Raw genomic sequence first — 16,873 nt, 5'->3', positions numbered from 1 at the left:
GATTTTCTCTCTTCGGGAGACCAGGAGGACTTGTCCCCTACTCCCCCCTCTCCCCCTACTCCCCCTCTCACAAGAAATGAAACCGAACTACCGGTGCTGTGCAAGTTGTCGAAAAATAGCTCCTAAGGAAGCTTTTTGGCGAGTAGTCAGGCTCTATCCTTCTCATCAGGTACAATTAGATCGTGGCATGGGCCGTTCTGCTTACCTTTGTCGGGAAGCAGAATGCCTCAAAGCAGCTCAGAAAAAAAATCGACTTGGGCGATCGCTCAAAGCGCCTGTGTCTGACGAACTGTACCAAACACTTTGGCAGCGTTTAGCCACATCTGACTGTACATCTTACTCTGGCCGGGCCGGACGAAAAACCGACAATAGTTCGGTATCGACTGTATAAACCCTCTTGGCAGCCCTACCAGTAATTACCGGTAGCGCCAGCTATAAAACCCCAATCCGATCTGCCCACCAGTCTGGAAAGATTTGTGTCAGATTAGATAAGGGTAGGGTACTAGCAGAGGTATCCTCAAGGTGGAAAGGCCAACTTGGAAGCTTGAGAGAGTGGGTTTTGCCAAAACTCAGACTTCGGAGTTCCAAGTTCCCAAACAGACTTGAGAATTCTTCAACCGCAGACTTCAGCGAGTTGCATCTTTTAGATAAAATTGCTGAGCGAGTACCAAAACCCCGATTCCTGACACTGAATCAATCACAGCGAATGATGTCGTCATTAGAACAAAAAATCACAATGTAAAAACTGGTTGGCACAAAAGAGGGCAGAGTGGATGAACAACGGCAAAGTAAGAATTTACGAATTATCACGGGAACTAAATTTGGATAATAAAGACATCTTGGCAGTATGCGAGCGGCTCAATATTTCAGTCAAGAGCCACAGCAGCACAATTACAGAATCCGAAGCAGAGCGCATTCGCAAAACGGCGGAAAAATACGTAGCCAGTAGCCACTCTTCCCCCGGCAAGCCAGCTCCACCTGAAAGAGCAGCAGCGCCATCTAGAGAATCTGGCCCTCACCCTAACGACCAACAAAAAAAGCAGCAAATTTTAGAAATACGCAGTCCAAAAGTACGCCCGGCTGGTGCAAACTCCCAGCCTGCAGGCAACGAGGAGAACAAAGACCAGCCTGCGGCAACCGTGGCAACTCCTCCCAAGTCGCCTGCAGCTCAACAACTCCAGCCTCCAGCTAAACCGAATATCAATCGACCTGTACTGTCGAAGCCAAATGTCGCTGTCCCGGCTGCTCCGTCAGAAACAGTGTCAGAAACAGTTTCCGAAACAGTTTCCGAAACTGTAGGTGCGATCGCCCCGGAAACAACCGCCCAGGCTCAGGCACCTACAGCACCTCAACCGCCGTCGGAAAAGGCTCCCGAACGCACCAAGCAACCGCCGATCGCCCCCCCTGCGCCGTCGGCCAAACTCACGTCGCCGCCAGTCAGAGGGGCATCAGAGTCGGCTAGCCGTACCCCACAAAATCTGGGGAACAAGCCGGTACTCAAACTTGCAAAAACCGAGCAAGAGCAATCAGAACAGTCAGAAACTCTGGAAGCGCCGGCTAAACCGAGCCGCCCCAGCAGACCTGCACCGGGAGCTGCTACCGAATCTCGCGACGCACAAAGACCGCGCCGGGAAGGCGCTGGTGGTCCAGTCAAAACTCCACTTGCCGATCGACCCCAGCCGGGTGGCCCGCGCCGGAGCCTTGCCCCCGCAACGTCAGCTACCGGGCTGCGTAGCCGGGGCGGTGACACCGGAGCCGCAGGGGACGACACTGATGACAATGAAGAAGATAATACGCCGTTGCTGGGGATTACTCTCCTCGAAAGGCCCTCCCTCCCTCGTCCTGCCAAAAAGACATCGGTCATTTGGGAAGAAGATGATGACGAAAACTCAGATGCTGCCAAAGCTGCCAAGGCAGTTAAGGCAAAACGTTCTCGCCTAAAACCGATAGACGAGGATGACGATGACTTAGAAAACGGGTTGGATCTGCCAGCACCAGTCACGGTCAGCCTGTCCCTAGCCCGCCCAGCTAAAGCGAAAGGACAAGCAGCACCCAAGTCAACACCAACTCCGGGCGCACCCGGAAGCAGCGGAAAAAATAAGAGACCAGGCCCTTCTCACGATAAAAGTTCTTCTTCAGGTTCCAGCGGGGGACGGGGCAACCGGGGCAAAACAGCCGAAGCTAAGGTAGAACGTCCAGAAAAGCTGCTGCTGAGCAGGCCGATGACCGTTCAAGAACTAGCAATTACTCTGGCTGTTCCCGAAACCGAAATTATTAAGCGGCTTTTCTCTAAAGGAATTGCGGTAAATATTACCGAAACCCTGGACATTCCAGCGGTGCGGATGGTAGCCGAAGAAATGGGCGTAGAGGTGGAAACCCCAGAAAAAGTAGCCCCAGCTATCAAAGTGATCGAGATGCTGGATGCAGCGGATTTGGAATACCTCGAACGCCGTCCCCCAGTCGTAACGATTATGGGACACGTGGATCACGGTAAAACTACCTTGCTCGACTCGATCCGCAAAACCAAGGTGGCTCAGGGAGAAGCTGGGGGCATTACCCAGCACATCGGTGCTTACCACGTGGATGTGGTACACGAAGGCAAGAGCCAGCAGGTCGTATTTTTGGATACGCCCGGTCACGAAGCCTTTACAGCGATGCGGGCTCGGGGAACACGGGTTACGGACATCGCCATCTTGGTGGTGGCGGCGGACGACGGCGTGCGACCCCAGACAATTGAAGCGATCAGCCACGCGAAAGCGGCGAAAGTGCCAATTGTTGTGGCTATCAATAAAGTTGACAAGGAGGGTGCTCAGCCGGAACGGGTGAAGCAAGAGCTTACTGAGTACGGCTTGGTCGCAGATGACTGGGGCGGCGATATCACGATGGTTCCAGTCAGCGCGATCCGAGGCGAAAACCTGGATACGCTGTTGGAAATGATTCTGACAGTGGCGGAAATGGAAGACCTCAACGCCAACCCGCACCGACCAGCTAAGGGTACTGTGATTGAAGCTCACCTCGACAAGGCAAGGGGACCTGTGGCAACTCTGCTGGTGCAGAACGGCACTCTGCGAGTGGGCGATATTGTGGTCGCAGGCTCGGCTTTGGGCAAGGTGCGCGCAATGATCGATGACCGGGGCGAACGCGTAGAGCAAGCAACTCCATCCTTCGCGGTGGAAGTGCTGGGGCTGCGGGAAGTTCCTCGCGCCGGAGACGAGTTTGATGTCTTCGCAAACGAAAAAGAAGCTGCGGCGATCGCCACTGGAAGAGCTACCTCCCAACGAGATTCCCGCCTGCTGCAAGGCGGCCGGATCAGCCTCAGCGGCTTCTCTCAACAAGCTAAGGAAGGCGTTCTCAAAGAACTCAACTTGATCTTGAAAGCAGATGTCCAAGGCTCCCTCGAAGCAATTGTCGGCGCTCTGACTCAACTTCCTCAAAAAGAAGTTCAACTCCGACTGCTGCTATCTGCTCCTGGGGAAATTACAGAAACGGATATTGACCTCGCTGCAGCCAGTAATGCTGTAATTATCGGGTTCAATACTACTCTCGCTACCGACGCTCGCCTCGCGGCCGACCAAGCGGGCGTAGACGTGCGGGAATACAGCATCATCTACAACCTCTTGGATGACATTCAAGGGGCGATGGAAGGTCTGCTGGAACCCGAACTGGTGGAAGAACCTTTGGGTCAAGTCGAAGTGCGCGCTGTCTTCGCGATCGGTCGCGGAGCTGTAGCTGGATGTATGGTACTCTCTGGCAAAGTCATCCGTAACTGTAAGGTGCGGGTGCGCCGGGGCAACAATGTCGTTTACGAAGGTGTCCTCGACTCCCTAAAACGGATGAAGGAAGATGCCAAGGAAGTCAATGCTGGCTTTGAATGCGGCATTTCCTTGAGCGGCTTTAGCGACTGGGCGGATGGCGATATGATTGAAGCCTACCGGATGGTTACTAAGCGCCGGACTCTCTCTCAATAGTTTTGAGTTGTGAGTGTTGAGTTGGAAGAGAAGTTTTGAGTGAAGGCAACCAAATTGCCGATCGCTCGCAACTCTTCTCTTCACTCAATACTCCCAAACTCATCACTCGCAACTTTGGTTGTTAACTTATAGCCGAAGGAAGAAGGTTTTAGTTATCGTCGCGAGAGAAGGAAGAAGCAATAAAAGCAAAGATGTTAGTAATTAACAACGTCCTAATAGTTTTGGCTGTTGCTGAAAATTCAAAATTTAAAACTAAAATAAGACTTACGCAAATCAACCGAGTTTCCTACCAAAATGCTCGGTTTGACCGCTAGAAATGTACTCTTCGCACCGGGTTTCTGGGTCAAAAGTGCGTCCCAGACTCTCAAATTTCAAAACTCATAACTCATAACTCATAATTATTTAAAGTGCGTTCTTTTTGGTCAGATCCTTTTTTGTGGATTCACCTTTCTGGGGCGGCTACACTGCCGATATTCCTGGGACTGTGCTTGCTGGGACTCGCAGTGGGTTCTCCCCTGCTCCCTGTCTGGTTAGAAATATTTTTAGTGGCTGTAGCAGGTATTGTTCCTGTGCTGTGGATGCAGTGGTTCCGCCCTTTTTACATTTTTAGTATTCTAGTTGTGGCGGTAAAACCGCAGAATTTAACTTCTGTGCAGCAGCAGATTCTGACTCGGTTTAAAACAAAGTTAAATCAAGGAATCGCTCTTTTTGTCGCTGTTTTGCTGGCAGTAATTTTGTGGCAACTCTACCGATTGGCTCCCCTCGCGGCTTCGGTGGCTCCCTTTCCTCCTTCCTGGCGGTGGGCTGGATTGTTGTTGGCAGCTTCTGCTTTTTTAGCTAGCAATTTGTTTTTGCAGGTGTCTGCTAGTGTCATGGCGGTTTTGCTGACGCCAGAATCAGAATTTGCAGCGACAAAGCCTCATGTTTTAGAAAAAATTCGGCAGGATTTTACGATCGCGCCTTGGCAAGTCGATCGACTTTTGCCGGCTTTTGCAGCCGAGACAACTGCCGCTGTGTCTGCACCCGTAGAGTCAATTGGGCCAGCATCCGGCATAGGGAATTCGTCAGTCGATAGTATTGTCAACCCAAAACCTGTTGATACCAACGGCGTTACATCTCTACCTGAACAGTCGATCGAAAAAAAGTGAAATTAAAAATTAAGAGGGGGACAATTGTAGTTTAAGCTACTTTAAGTTGTACAGATGTATGCTTTGAAAAAAATAGGTAAGGCCCCTCTTCGGATAGAGATTATTAATAGTCTTAATATTGAATTTTTAATCCCAGAGTGTGGATATTTTATATTGGCTATCTGGAGAGAAGAATCTATAATAGAGAGTGTCAAGGTCAGCTTTCAATCCTTACAAGGGATTAAAACAGAGGTATAACAATATGGCGAATTATCTACCGCTCGCAGAAGAACCTCAAGCCGCAGAGGGGATCGAGCTGTGCAAAGATTCTGAAATCTGGGGCAGTCTCAAATCCGCGATCGGCGCAAGTTCAGGATTTCAACGCTGGCAGCTAGAACTCAATTTTGAGCGTCAGCAGCAAAATGCCACCATCGATCAGCAGGTTCGTTCCTATCTGCGGGAAACTTTAGAAACTTTGGCTTATTGAGTAGCCTAAAACCAAATATTGTCACGGTTTGTGAATTTTACAGCCCAATTCTGCTGGCATCCCCTCCAATATGCTGCGTGAGTGCCGACAGTTAGTGTCGAGAGTGAGTGTTGATCGGAACTTCGGGCATCAAATTGCAGGGGGCAGTATTTGTGCTTACGGAGTGTGGATTAATTTCCGCAGCCTACTGGCCACACACTCTCAGACAATTCAAGAGAAAATTAGCCTGAAACCCCCTAGAGAAAGCGACTGCGGCCGCTATCTATTGACGTGCCTGTTGCCGAAACTCTTGATCATAAGGCTGAAGCAAAATAAAATTAACAGTTCTAGAGTGGCAGTACATGAAACCGTCCACATCAACCTGATTACAAACGCATGAGCACACTCTTCAATAAGTTGTGACGGCGAGCAATCTCGCAAAGCGCATCCATATCGCAGGGACGACCTGCGAAGTGAATCGGCAAAATGCTTTAGTTATGGAAGTTATTTTAGCTTCGACTTGAGCCTGGTCAATATTCATGGCCACCGCATCTACATCCGCCAGTATGGGTAGTGCGCCTGCGTGAATAATCGCATTAACTGTGGCACAAAAAGTCATCGGAGAGTAATGACTTCATCCCCCGGTTGTAACGAAGCAGGGAGGAGGCTCAAGCGCAGCGTTGCGGTACAGGAATGGACTGCAATCGCCTACTGGGAACCCTTGTAAGCTTTGAAGTCATTTTCAAAATTCCTGACTTTCGGGCCTGTACCCAAGCAAACTGTTTTCATGGTTGACACCACTTCTTGAATTTCAGCATCTTCGATCGCCGGAGCGCCGAAAACCAAGAAACGGTCTTTTGAACGAATAGGATTGTTGTTCATGTTGCTAGTGTTACCCAGTAAATAGAGTCGAGCGAGTGCAAGTTTTAATTAATGCAAGCTCTTGCCCGCATTTTTTGCTTCAAATACTTTCCTGACTAAAAAAAGGCTACTCCCTATAAAGTTTTTGTAAACTGTCGAACATCTATCCCGAGATAGATTTTACAGCTAAGTTATATGATTTTAGATTTTAAAATTGGGAATGACTGATTCCCGTCAGGTTTGGAGCTGGCCTGCTGTTAGATTCTTTTTTTAAACTGGTGTTAAAATTCAACAAATTTTGCACAAATAAATGTGACTCCCCTGTAATTGATGCAGATTCAGCAACATTCTGCGATCGCTCCAAGCAATCAACCCTCCTTGCCAAAATCCGCTACAGTCTAGGCAGGCGAATCTTGTTCAAAATGTCTTGCAGCCGTTCTGAAACGCCGCCCAATTGTTCTGACAAAGCTACCAGTTGACCGTAAGCTTCAACTAAGCGATCGCCCTCAACATAAACTTCTGAATTCGGATAATTCTTCATCGCTTCCAGCAGCGTAATCTCGTTATCATTAGTTGCAGACAGCACCAAGGCCTCGCGCAAAGCTTCTCGATTTGCCTTCCCAGAAGGAGTGCGAATTACCTGACCCACTTCATCAAGAATTATTTCCCCAAGCTTACTGTTAAGCGTCCGATCCAAAAAGCTTTGACTCACTTTCACCGGTCTCGTCAGACTGCTGCGAACCGCTTCCGGGTCTTTGTTTGCCTTTCCCAGCAGCATTTCTAACGCGGGCGACATTTGCCCAGTTTCTGCAAAAATTTCTAATTCGCTGACAGGTAAAGTCATTCGGATCGCACTGTATTTGAGCACTACCTTTTCGGCCGCCGCCGCAGCATTGCTGTAAAATACAATTCCCGCGCCTGCTGCCAAAAATAATGTCCACCGCCCTTTGAAAAATGATCGACCCATAGTAAAATCTCCCAACATCTTTTTCTACTTCGACTTTGACACATCTGATTAGTTACTGCACAGGCTAAGGTCTTCGGGAAATACCAAATTATTCGATCGCCCCAACACTGATACCATTTTAGATTTTAGATTTGCGAATGACTGAGGATTATTAGGGTTTGGAATATGCGCCTACAGTTGCTTGATTTTGGGGAACTGGTATTACCTATATCGGATGCTAGGCACAAAACTCGGTTCAGGGCGCTTGTACGGGCCTCTCTGTGCGGGGTGTGCACCCTACTGATTCTCTCTCCCAATCTCCCGATCCTAACAAAATGCCGAACGCCAGCTCTTCTATCAGTGAAGGCTGGCGCTGGGCTTACATTTATTTTATATATTTAGGGTCTTTATGAAAGCTGACCCCATTTGAACGAATTACAAGCGGTTTATTATTAGGGCCTTTAAATTTGCTGACCCCAATTGAAGCCACATTATTATAATTACAGGGATCGCTGGCAAACCAGGATTTCATAATAATTTCTTTATATTTCTAACTTTTCCTTGCCTGAGATAGATTTTTGTCTCGATTTGTAAATTTTTGTTACTTCGACTTCGGGGCTCGGCCCTCGGCGCGCTGCTCCCAGCGAAACAGGAACACCATCAGGGCGACAACTCCGACTTGGAGGGCAAAATTAGGCAAAGCAGAACCAATTTCCCGGCCCGAGGCAATTTTAGCGAGGAAAATCAAGCCGCCGATAAAGCCCGAAGCGCCACAAGCTAGGTAAACAAACTGTCGCAGAGGCCGGTAGGGAGTGGCCATTTCTGCGGTCAAACGCTCGTATTGTTGGCGGCTGAGGTTGCGCGGGTTTTTTGGGATGTTTGTGCGATCGTTTGAATTGGGGGCTGGCATAGATTTAGGAAATAAGTAAATTAGGATTGGGCCACAAAAAGCCGGTTTCTACCAAAAATCCTCTGTCTGAGGTGGCTAATACGGTCGAAAAACCAGGTTTTTGGTAGTGGGGCGCAAGTCAAGCGAATATTAGACTACAACAAATATCTCACAACTGCCGAAATAAATCACCGCTGAATCCAAAGCACAACTGTCTGCAAACAGCCGACCAAAACCCCCAAAATGCCTCCTAAATTTACAATTCCCTGCAACTCGCTTTTGACAATTCCCTGAATTGCTAACTCCAACTCTTCAGGAGAAGTACCTTTGACTCGATCGACAATCACCTGGTCAATATTCAAAATCGGGATAGCCTGAGCTACAATATTTTCTAAATCCCGCTCTAGATAGCGTTCTAAAACCAAAGCAAGTTCTTTGCTAACAATTTCCAGGGAAGCGCTCATCACCGCTGAAGTCTGCAATCGATTGAGAAGCAACCGCGAAATATTTTCCCAGTCTATAGATTTACTCAACCCCTCAAGTACGTCTGTACCCCGCTCTTGAACGTAGCTGCGAACGCTGTCGCGCATAGTTTTTCGCAACTGTCTCACAGTCGAAACCGGTAAATTTTGCATCGACAAATTTTGCAGCCATTCCTGAATTCGCCCGCGAATCCCCAAAGAAATAGTTAACTCTGCTAAGCGCTGATTTGTAGCTTCTCTGTCATCCAGACAAAAAGTCCGCAGCCGAGTTAAAGTGTTCCGCAAACCAAACAAATTTGCTACTACCCAATAAGTGCCGCTGGTTTTTTCTCGAAACCCTTCATCGATGATCGAAATATTGCGATCCGTCAAAAAGTCAATTAAAGCCTGCCGCAGCACTTCCGGGGGTATTACTACCTGCAACAACCACTCAGCAAGCTGAGCCGCCTGAGCTTCAGTTAGCTGAATCTCCAGCAAAACTTGATCAAAAATTTGATTAAGCTGAACTTCTAAAAAATCTTCCCGGCGCGCCAAAACTTTGAGAATTCGCGGCACAGATTCCCCCAGCAAATCTCGCAAAATGTTAGCGAGAATTTTAGCGGTTTTTTGTTCGGCGTCTGCTTTTACCTGATCCAGCGCCAACTGCAACAACCAGAGAATGACCGACTGCATCCGCTCGGTTTGCAGGAGGCGGCGAGCTAAGTTTTGCAGTTCCTGTGGCGTCAGCAGCGAACCCATAATTGTGTCGGAAATTCGCTTTGCTAAACGCTCTTGGTTGCGGGGGATCAAGCCTGGAGTGAAAGGCAACTTCCGCCCTTTGATGTAAATAGCTCGATAGGGGCGGAACAGCATTTGGATAGCTATATCGTTAGTGAAATAGCCAATAATACCTCCCACTACAGGTGGGGCCAACAACAGCCAAATTTCAGACGCATTCATAAAGGATTAAAAATAGGGTAAGGTGCACAGGGAGCGGTGCGCCTTATAGTTAGATAGCTGATATAGACTGCAAGCATTTTTAATTTTAAATTGCTTTGCCCAGTACCAATACTCCCATCATAGCTCCGGCAATCGGGTAGTGGGTGGCCGCGGCAAATCCGGCTTTATTGGCGATCGCGACTTGCTCCTGGCCGATCGGGAATTTTTCTAAACTAGGATTAATGTAAGCATATTCTTGAGTCATGCCAAATTGCTGAGCAATGGGCACTACGAGACTGTCTAGATAAAACTGCTGAAAGCTCCGCATTAGGGAATTGCTGGGGCGGTGGAGGTCGAGAATAGCTGCTTTGGCACCGGGTTTGAGCACGCGGTGCAATTCCTGAAGACTGCGGGGGATGTCAGTCACGTTACGTAGGCCGTAACCCATTGTGGCGCAGTCGAAGTAATTGTCAGGAAAAGGCAAGTCTAGGGCGTCAGCTTCTACCCAGGAAATGGGGCTTATAGGGGTGAGAAAAGGTCGATCGCGCCTGGCGGCCACGGCCAATTGTTCGGGGGAAAAATCTACTCCAAATACGCAACCGGTCGGCCCTGCTTGTTTGGCCAGCAGCAAAGCTAGATCTCCGCTACCGCAGCACAAGTCTAAACAAGTATTTCCGGGGCCAGCACTGCTCCATTTCACCGCCATTTGTTTCCAAATCCGGTGTTGCCCAAAGCTCAACCAGTCGTTCAATTGGTTGTAAACTGGTGCAATTCGATTAAATATAGTTTTAATTTCTTCGGCGTTATTAGTCATTGGTCATTTGTCATTGGTGATTGATAATTTGTAATTTGTCAGCCGGAAAAAATAATTAATCCGTGCATTCATGTCATGCTGTCGCCAGTCATTAATGCTTTTTTCTTTGTTAGCCGTTGGTGATTTTTTGTCTATAATCATTGGTTTGCTATCATTTTCGACTCCAGAGAGCCGACTGATGACTAAAGACTAATGACTGATGACTGATGACTGATGACTAATGACCCTGAAAACTCGTCAATACCAAAGCAACTTCTTGAGCGGCGAGGTGAACTGTTGTGAGTTCGTCGGGGCGCAGGGAACAAGGTTGCTTCCACTGCATGGAAATCAGGGCGATTGATCGACCTTTGTGAATCACCGGGATGGTCAGGTGAGCTTGAATGCCGGATTTCTGATAGTGCGGCAGGCTCGCTAAGGCGGTGTCGATCCCAATATTCACAGCACCCTGAATAGTTTGAGAGGTAATTGCTTCTCGAACCAGAGGGTCATCTGCCAGCCAATTTTCCACAGCCGAACCCGTGGTGTGAGTGCCTTGGACTGGTATTAAAGCATTTTCTTCCACCAGTTGCAAAATGCAAGAGTCCGCCAAAAAATTATCACTTATAGCAGTAGCAATTGGATCTAAACTTGCTTCCAAACTCGGATAATCCACAGCCGTTTGCATGATTGTTGCTAACAGTTGTATTTGATTTTGGGCGCGATCCAATTCCTCAGTCCGCTGCTTGAGAATTTCATAAGTCTCGGCCGCCTTTTGCACCACCATTTTCAGTTCGTTCGGGTCCCAAGGCTTGGTGATATACTTGTAAACCTGTCCTGAGTTAATCGCATCCACCAAGTCTTCAATGTCCGTAAAACCAGTCAAGATAATTCTGACCGTATTCGGAAACTGGGGCACGGTTTTGCTCAAAAACTCCGTCCCCTTCATTTCGGGCATCCGCTGGTCGGAAATGATGACGGCGACCTCGCCTTCGATGCCCAGGACTTCCAAGGCGCGAATTCCGCTCTCAGCTTTGAGTACGTTAAAATCTCGTCGAAAAGTGCGGTAGAGTAAATCCAGATTGTCTGGTTCGTCGTCTACTACCAGCATTTTGGGCTTTTTCGGTCTGTGTAGGGTCATGAGCTGGCGTTTAATTTGATCTAGCTCTGAAATGGCATTATCCATAACAATACGATAAACTCCCCTTTGTAAATTTAGGCGAGCAACTATTCTGTAACAATAGTCTCATAACTCACTTACTATTAATCTATCGCTCTGCCGCGACACGAGCCTTGCCAGTATCCAACCACACATAACTTAGCGCTAGTTTTTGATTCAATTATGACTGATACACCGCAAGATTCATCCCCTCCTGCATCTGCATCCTCCACAACTGCTGTGGATGCCGAAAAGTTAATTCGATCGCTCCGCCGAAAAGAAGGCACTTGGGTAGAGTGGGGACAGGCCTGCACTGCACTGCTAAAAGCTGGCTACAACTCTCAAAGGATTTTTGAAGAAACTGGTTTTGAGCCAATTCAGCAAAATCAAGTGAGCGTCGCAGCCCAAGTCTACACCAGCATGGTAAATGCTGGGGCTTCAGACGAAGTTCGATCGCACTTCATGGGCAAAGGTAGTGATATCTTATACGAGTTTCGCATTCTCTCTCAAGTAGAGCGGGCAGGGGCGGCCGCTTTGATGCTAACCCACAATTTGGATGTTGACGATGCTCGCCAAGTTGCTAAAGCGATCAAAGAGTTTTCGCACTTCGGGAGTCTCCCCCAAGGGTTCACAGACACTCCCGGCGATGCTATGGCTTACCAATGCTGGCAATTGGCGAGACAGAAAAGCGATTTGCAAGAGCGATCGCGCTTAATTGCTCGCGGTTTAAAATTAGCTAGCAGCCAAACCGCTAGGGCGCAAATCGAGCAGTTGCTCGTTGATTTTACCGTAGTTGCGAGACGGGAAGCGCCCCGCTTGCCCGTCTACCGACTCGATACCGAGGAACAATTGCCCCGCGTTGTCCCGGTTGTGGGCAAATTGCCGCTCTCTACGAGAGATTTGCTGGCAGTGCCTTTACCGGAGGAAATCGAGCCGTTCCGAATGGTAAAATTTTCGGGAGCGGGAGCTTGGGTGGCGATTCCCGGATGGCAGGTAATTTTGAACGCTGAAGATCCGGTAGCGGTTTTGGGAATGAGCGATCGATTGCCGGTACCGCTGCAAGGCAAAGTTGAAGAAGTTTTGATTATTGCCGATCGAGCCCAAAGACAGTGGGATGCTGACAGTTATTTCCTCGCCGATAACGCTGGCAATTTAGAATTGTACTGGTTTGAACAATCCCCGGATATTCCTATTTTGGGGCGAGTTGTTCTGGTGATGCGTCCGAAAAAGATTGTGGATGAAGACTATACCAAAGATGGATGGCAAATTGATGATTAGTCATTACTCATTCGTCATTAGTGAGTCATGATTGTCGATCGGCCTTTGAGGGGCAGGCTAGAAGAGCAACGGCCCCTACTCCACACAAGAAAATTCACTCTTTGTGGAACAGGCCGGAAAGCCAGTTCTTAAAACCAATGACTACTGAGGCGGTTTCGGTTCTTGAATTTGCGGAACAGAATGCTGTTTCTTAAATCGATTAAAGCCGTAAACCGCAGCCCCAATTAACAGCAAATAAGGACTGTAAGCCAACAGCCAAATACCTAAACCAAACAAACCGAGCGTCAATTCGCCCACAGAATGAGTCGCTTTCCCCCAAGTTTCCTGAACCCGCAAACCTAGAGAAGGTTCCTGAGTTTGTTGAGCAGATACTGCTGCTTCTAGAGTTAAGCTAATAGTCGAATAGGCTACTTGAGTTCGCAAACTTTTTAACTGAGCGTCAATGCGTTCGATCGACTCCCGAATATTGCTCAACTCTTGAGAAACTTTGAGAACATCGCCGACAGAGCCCGATCGCTCCATAATTTTTAACACCATTTCCTCGGATTTGCGGAGGTTCCGCAGTCTAGCCTCGTTGTCTACTAATTGATCGGTCACATCCTCAGCCGTCAGAGCACGGTTCTCTACAGTTCCGAGTTTTGCCAAAGCCTCTAAAGTCGTTTCTAAACGTTCTTGAGGCACGCGAATCTCCACCGACGCGGTTTGGCGGACACTCGAATCCGGCGGCTTTTGATTTTGGAAACCCAAGATATCGCCTTGCTGTTTTTCGACAATATTAGTAACAGATTTAGTGCTGGCGTCAATAGATTTGACAACTACACTGAGTTGGGCTTTTTTAATCAGTTGGGGACGGGTTGCTGGAGTTTCTGCTGCTTTTTTTGATGCACCAGGAGTTTTTGACCTTTGGGCTGCTGGCTCGGGTGCTGGTGCCGATTGTGGAGCCGATGCCGCAACTTGGTTTTCAGGGATGCTGGATGAACCTGCGCCGCCTGGAGCGCTGCCGGTCGATTGAGATCCTCCGCAGCTAGGCAAAGCAATGGCTGAAGATAAAGTTAAGAATACCGCCACAGCAAAACGAATTGTGCTGTTGTTGGCTGGGTTTGGGTTTGGCTTGGGCGGGGGAGGATTGATTTTGAGGTGAGTTTTCATTTGGGTGACTCCTCTAAAAAAGGCTTTGGTATTGAATTTTATGGTGGTTTCAATTTAAGCTTCAATAGATAGTGTTAGTTTAGCCGATACGGAAATGGAAACGGTAGAGGTTGAATACTTTGGGATTTTTAGCTGCAGATGCAGGTCGCTCAATGCCGGTGCAATGACGGTTCGGGATCTGGACATACGCGATCGCAACTAAAGCAACTCGGTTTCTGATACCGTTTGAAAAGGCTGAACCCCACAAATATTTTTCTAATCTAAAATCTAAAATCTAAAATCTAAAATCGAATGACAGATGAATTTGATACTGATTTTATGCGATCGACAACCCAGATCGATCGCCCGGATGTAGCCTCAACGCTTTCAGAATCAGGGTTTGCCGCCGTTTTGCGAGAACAAGCTTGCCTTAAAATTCGCGAAAGCTTGCGTGCGGGGCAGCAGGACATGGCGGATTGGCAAGGCGGCCCCCTTGCTGTTTCGGCGGTTCCAGGGGCCGGGAAGTCTACGGGAATGGCTGCTGCGTCGGCAATTGCGATCGCCCGCAACGGGCTTCACAGTCGCCGCCAGTTAATTGTCGTGACATTTACGCGATCGGCTGCTGCTAATATTAAAGCTAAAATTCGGGAAAGATTGACAGAATTGTCTTTATCTCAAGGCGGTTTTGCGGTGCACACTTTGCACGGTTTAGCTTTGAATATTGCGATGCGCCATCCCGATTTGTCTGGTTTAAATTTAGAAAATTCAACCTTAGTTACTCCTACTCAAAGTCACCGATTAATTCGCACCTGTGTAGAACTTTGGATTGCCGAAAATCCCCGCCGATATCAAGTTTTGCTGGAAGGACAGCAATTCGACGGAGAGGAAACGGAGAGGCTGCGGCGACAATCGGTTTTGCGGACAGAAATTTTGCCGCAGGTAGCTAAAACTGTGATTCACGAGGCGAAATCTTCTGGTTTATTTCCCGAACAGTTGTTAGAAATGAACGCTCTTGATACTGGGGACGGTTATGAAATTTTAGCAGTAGCTGGGGGTTTATATCAAAAATATCAGGCTTTGTTGAGGAGTCGGGAATACATCGATTACGACGAAATGATTTTAGCCGCTTTGCGGGTGTTGGACAATCCGAGGGCGAGGGCGATCGAGCAAAAGCAAGTATTTGCTGTTTTCGAGGACGAAGCGCAGGATTCTACACCTTTGCAGACTCGGCTTTTGGAAACATTGGCGATCGATCCCGAACATCCTAACTCACCTCCCAATTTTATCAGAGTTGGCGATCCAAATCAAGCGATTAATTCTACCTTCACTCCCGCAGATCCGATTTATTTTAACCAATTTTGCGATCGGTGCGAAGTAGAAAATAAGTTAGCGACCATGGACGGCGCAGGCCGTAGCACCCAGGTAATTATCAATGCAGCTAACTTTATGTTGCAATGGGTAAATAGCTCAAAATTAGCGGGAACCGAACAGCCTTTTCGCGACCAAACTATTAAGCCAGTACCCAGCGATGACCCGCAGCAAAATGCAAATCCTGCCCCCATTGGTCGAGGCTTAGAATTACATACTCCCCGCGATATTTACCATACAATTGAGTTAATTGGCAAGCGGGTAATTGAGTTAGTAGAGGAATTTTTACCAGCCGATTTTGAATTTGGCAGGGATGGCAAGGATATCGATGCAGGGGAAGAAGCGAGCGAGGGGGAAAATAGCGCCAAATTGCCGTTAGAAAATCTGAAATCGATGGCTATTTTGGTGCGGGAAAACAAACAAGGTAAGTTTATAAAAGAAGTGCTGGAAAATCCTCAAAAACACGGATTAAGCTTTGATTTGCGGAAATACGGGATTAAAATTGAGGATGTGGGAGAGCGGGACAGACATTCTCAAGTACCTTGGGAAATCTTAACACTGCTGCAATTCCTCGATCGCCCGCACTCTCCAGACTACCTAAAAGCAGCCTTAAAGATTTTGAGCGATCGGCAACTGATCCCCAAACAAGACTACAATGCTTTTGCGACTAGCCCCGAGCAATTTCTTTACCCAGGCCCGCTAGACCCGCAGCAGTCAGACCCCGTTCGCAAATGTCGCTATTTTTGCTGCGGTTTGCTGCAAGCTAGCTTGGAATTGCCACCCTATCAAATCATTTCATTCTTAGCCTTAGCGCTGCAATACGACCAAACAGAATTAGCCACCGCCGACAAATTAGCCGAACGGGTAGCAATCCAAACAGCCGGCAACAATTCAATGCGGAATATTTTGGATGTACTGAGCGAAATTGTCAGTTCCGAAAGATTTGAACCTGTGGATGCAGACGACAAAATAGAAGAACGCTATACCAGCAAAGGTCAACTAACAATTATTACCATGCACAAAGCTAAAGGATTGGATTGGGATTGCGTATTTTTGCCGTTTCTGCACGAACAAACCATCCCCGGAAATTTGCGAGTTTTGCCACAAACCCGATTTTTAGGAGATTTCACTTTAGCAGAGGTAGCAAGAGCACAAATTCGAGCAAGTTTGCACGAAAAATATCCTTTACCAAATCTAGGCGAAGCCTGGGAACAAGCAGGTTATTTGAAAACAGCAGAAGAGTTTCGACTGCTGTATGTGGCGATGACCAGAGCAAAAAGCTTGCTGTGGATGGCCGCGGAGAAGAAAGGGCCTTTTACTTGGAACAAACCAGAGAATCTGCAGGAGCAAAAACCTTGTCCGGTAATGCCTGTTTTGAAGCAGAGATTTCCGAGTAATGCCATATAAAAGAAGTAATAAGTAATAAGTAGCTCGTTTTCCTGCTCAACTCATGGGTGACAACCTAAGCTGAAGTTTCCCGATTTTAGGAATTT

General features: G+C 47.9%; 12 protein-coding genes and 2 pseudogenes. 7 read left to right on the top strand and 7 right to left on the bottom strand.

What is annotated here, in order from left to right:
• The first annotated feature begins 76 nt into the window (after nt 1-76).
• From D0A34_25930 to D0A34_25910, 5 genes and pseudogenes are all read left to right on the top strand, one after another.
• Nucleotides 77-488: pseudogene (locus tag D0A34_25930) on the top strand (YlxR family protein).
• 285 nt (nt 489-773) lie between these two features.
• Nucleotides 774-3,968: a translation initiation factor IF-2 gene (locus tag D0A34_25925; protein UNU21823.1), complete on the top strand. Its 3,195-nt coding sequence runs from the start codon at nt 774-776 to the stop codon at nt 3,966-3,968.
• Between the two features lie 407 nt (nt 3,969-4,375).
• Nucleotides 4,376-5,116 (top strand): low-complexity tail membrane protein, encoded by a 741-nt coding sequence (locus tag D0A34_25920; protein ID UNU21822.1) that lies wholly within the window; start codon nt 4,376-4,378, stop codon nt 5,114-5,116.
• A 54-nt stretch (nt 5,117-5,170) separates the two neighbouring features.
• Nucleotides 5,171-5,353 carry a hypothetical protein gene (locus D0A34_25915; protein ID UNU21821.1) on the top strand — a complete coding sequence of 61 codons (183 nt, stop codon included), beginning with the start codon at nt 5,171-5,173 and terminating at the stop codon, nt 5,351-5,353.
• Between the two features lie 4 nt (nt 5,354-5,357).
• The gene (locus D0A34_25910) at nt 5,358-5,582 is read left to right on the top strand and encodes a hypothetical protein (GenBank protein ID UNU21820.1); all 225 of its coding nucleotides are present in this window, start codon (nt 5,358-5,360) and stop codon (nt 5,580-5,582) included.
• A gap of 372 nt (nt 5,583-5,954) precedes the next feature.
• Here D0A34_25910 and D0A34_25905 read toward each other — a convergent pair.
• From D0A34_25905 to D0A34_25880, 6 genes and pseudogenes are all read right to left on the bottom strand, one after another.
• Nucleotides 5,955-6,443 (bottom strand): annotated as a pseudogene (locus tag D0A34_25905) (UDP-4-amino-4,6-dideoxy-N-acetyl-beta-L-altrosamine transaminase).
• 370 nt (nt 6,444-6,813) lie between these two features.
• Nucleotides 6,814-7,389, bottom strand: coding sequence for an alpha/beta hydrolase (locus D0A34_25900; protein UNU22470.1), 576 nt, complete (start codon nt 7,387-7,389; stop codon nt 6,814-6,816).
• A 580-nt stretch (nt 7,390-7,969) separates the two neighbouring features.
• Nucleotides 7,970-8,278, bottom strand: a complete 309-nt coding sequence (locus D0A34_25895) for a DUF3493 domain-containing protein (GenBank protein ID UNU21819.1) — start codon at nt 8,276-8,278, stop codon at nt 7,970-7,972.
• Nucleotides 8,279-8,445: 167 nt separating this feature from the next.
• On the bottom strand, nt 8,446-9,678 hold the full coding sequence (locus D0A34_25890; protein ID UNU21818.1) for a DUF445 family protein: 1,233 nt from the start codon (nt 9,676-9,678) through the stop codon (nt 8,446-8,448).
• Nucleotides 9,679-9,763: 85 nt separating this feature from the next.
• Nucleotides 9,764-10,471, bottom strand: a complete 708-nt coding sequence (gene ubiE / locus D0A34_25885; GenBank protein ID UNU21817.1) for a bifunctional demethylmenaquinone methyltransferase/2-methoxy-6-polyprenyl-1,4-benzoquinol methylase UbiE — start codon at nt 10,469-10,471, stop codon at nt 9,764-9,766.
• 217 nt (nt 10,472-10,688) lie between these two features.
• Complete coding sequence (locus D0A34_25880; GenBank protein UNU21816.1) at nt 10,689-11,633, bottom strand: response regulator; 945 nt, start codon at nt 11,631-11,633, stop codon at nt 10,689-10,691.
• A gap of 156 nt (nt 11,634-11,789) precedes the next feature.
• Here D0A34_25880 and D0A34_25875 point away from each other — a divergent pair, with 156 nt between their 5' ends.
• Nucleotides 11,790-12,884, top strand: a complete 1,095-nt coding sequence (locus D0A34_25875; protein ID UNU21815.1) for a hypothetical protein — start codon at nt 11,790-11,792, stop codon at nt 12,882-12,884.
• Between the two features lie 141 nt (nt 12,885-13,025).
• Here the strand turns inward: D0A34_25875 and D0A34_25870 are convergent, their stop codons facing one another.
• Entirely contained in the window at nt 13,026-14,033 is a 1,008-nt protein-coding gene (locus tag D0A34_25870; protein UNU21814.1) for a DUF4349 domain-containing protein, read from the bottom strand.
• 291 nt (nt 14,034-14,324) lie between these two features.
• Between D0A34_25870 and D0A34_25865 the strand changes: the two genes are divergently transcribed.
• Nucleotides 14,325-16,787 (top strand): ATP-dependent helicase, encoded by a 2,463-nt coding sequence (locus D0A34_25865; protein UNU21813.1) that lies wholly within the window; start codon nt 14,325-14,327, stop codon nt 16,785-16,787.
• Nucleotides 16,788-16,873: the final 86 nt, after the last annotated feature.

Source organism: Microcoleus vaginatus PCC 9802, assembly GCA_022701275.1.
Classification (GTDB): domain Bacteria; phylum Cyanobacteriota; class Cyanobacteriia; order Cyanobacteriales; family Microcoleaceae; genus Microcoleus; species Microcoleus vaginatus_A.
This window is presented reverse-complemented; position numbering and strand designations above follow the sequence as displayed.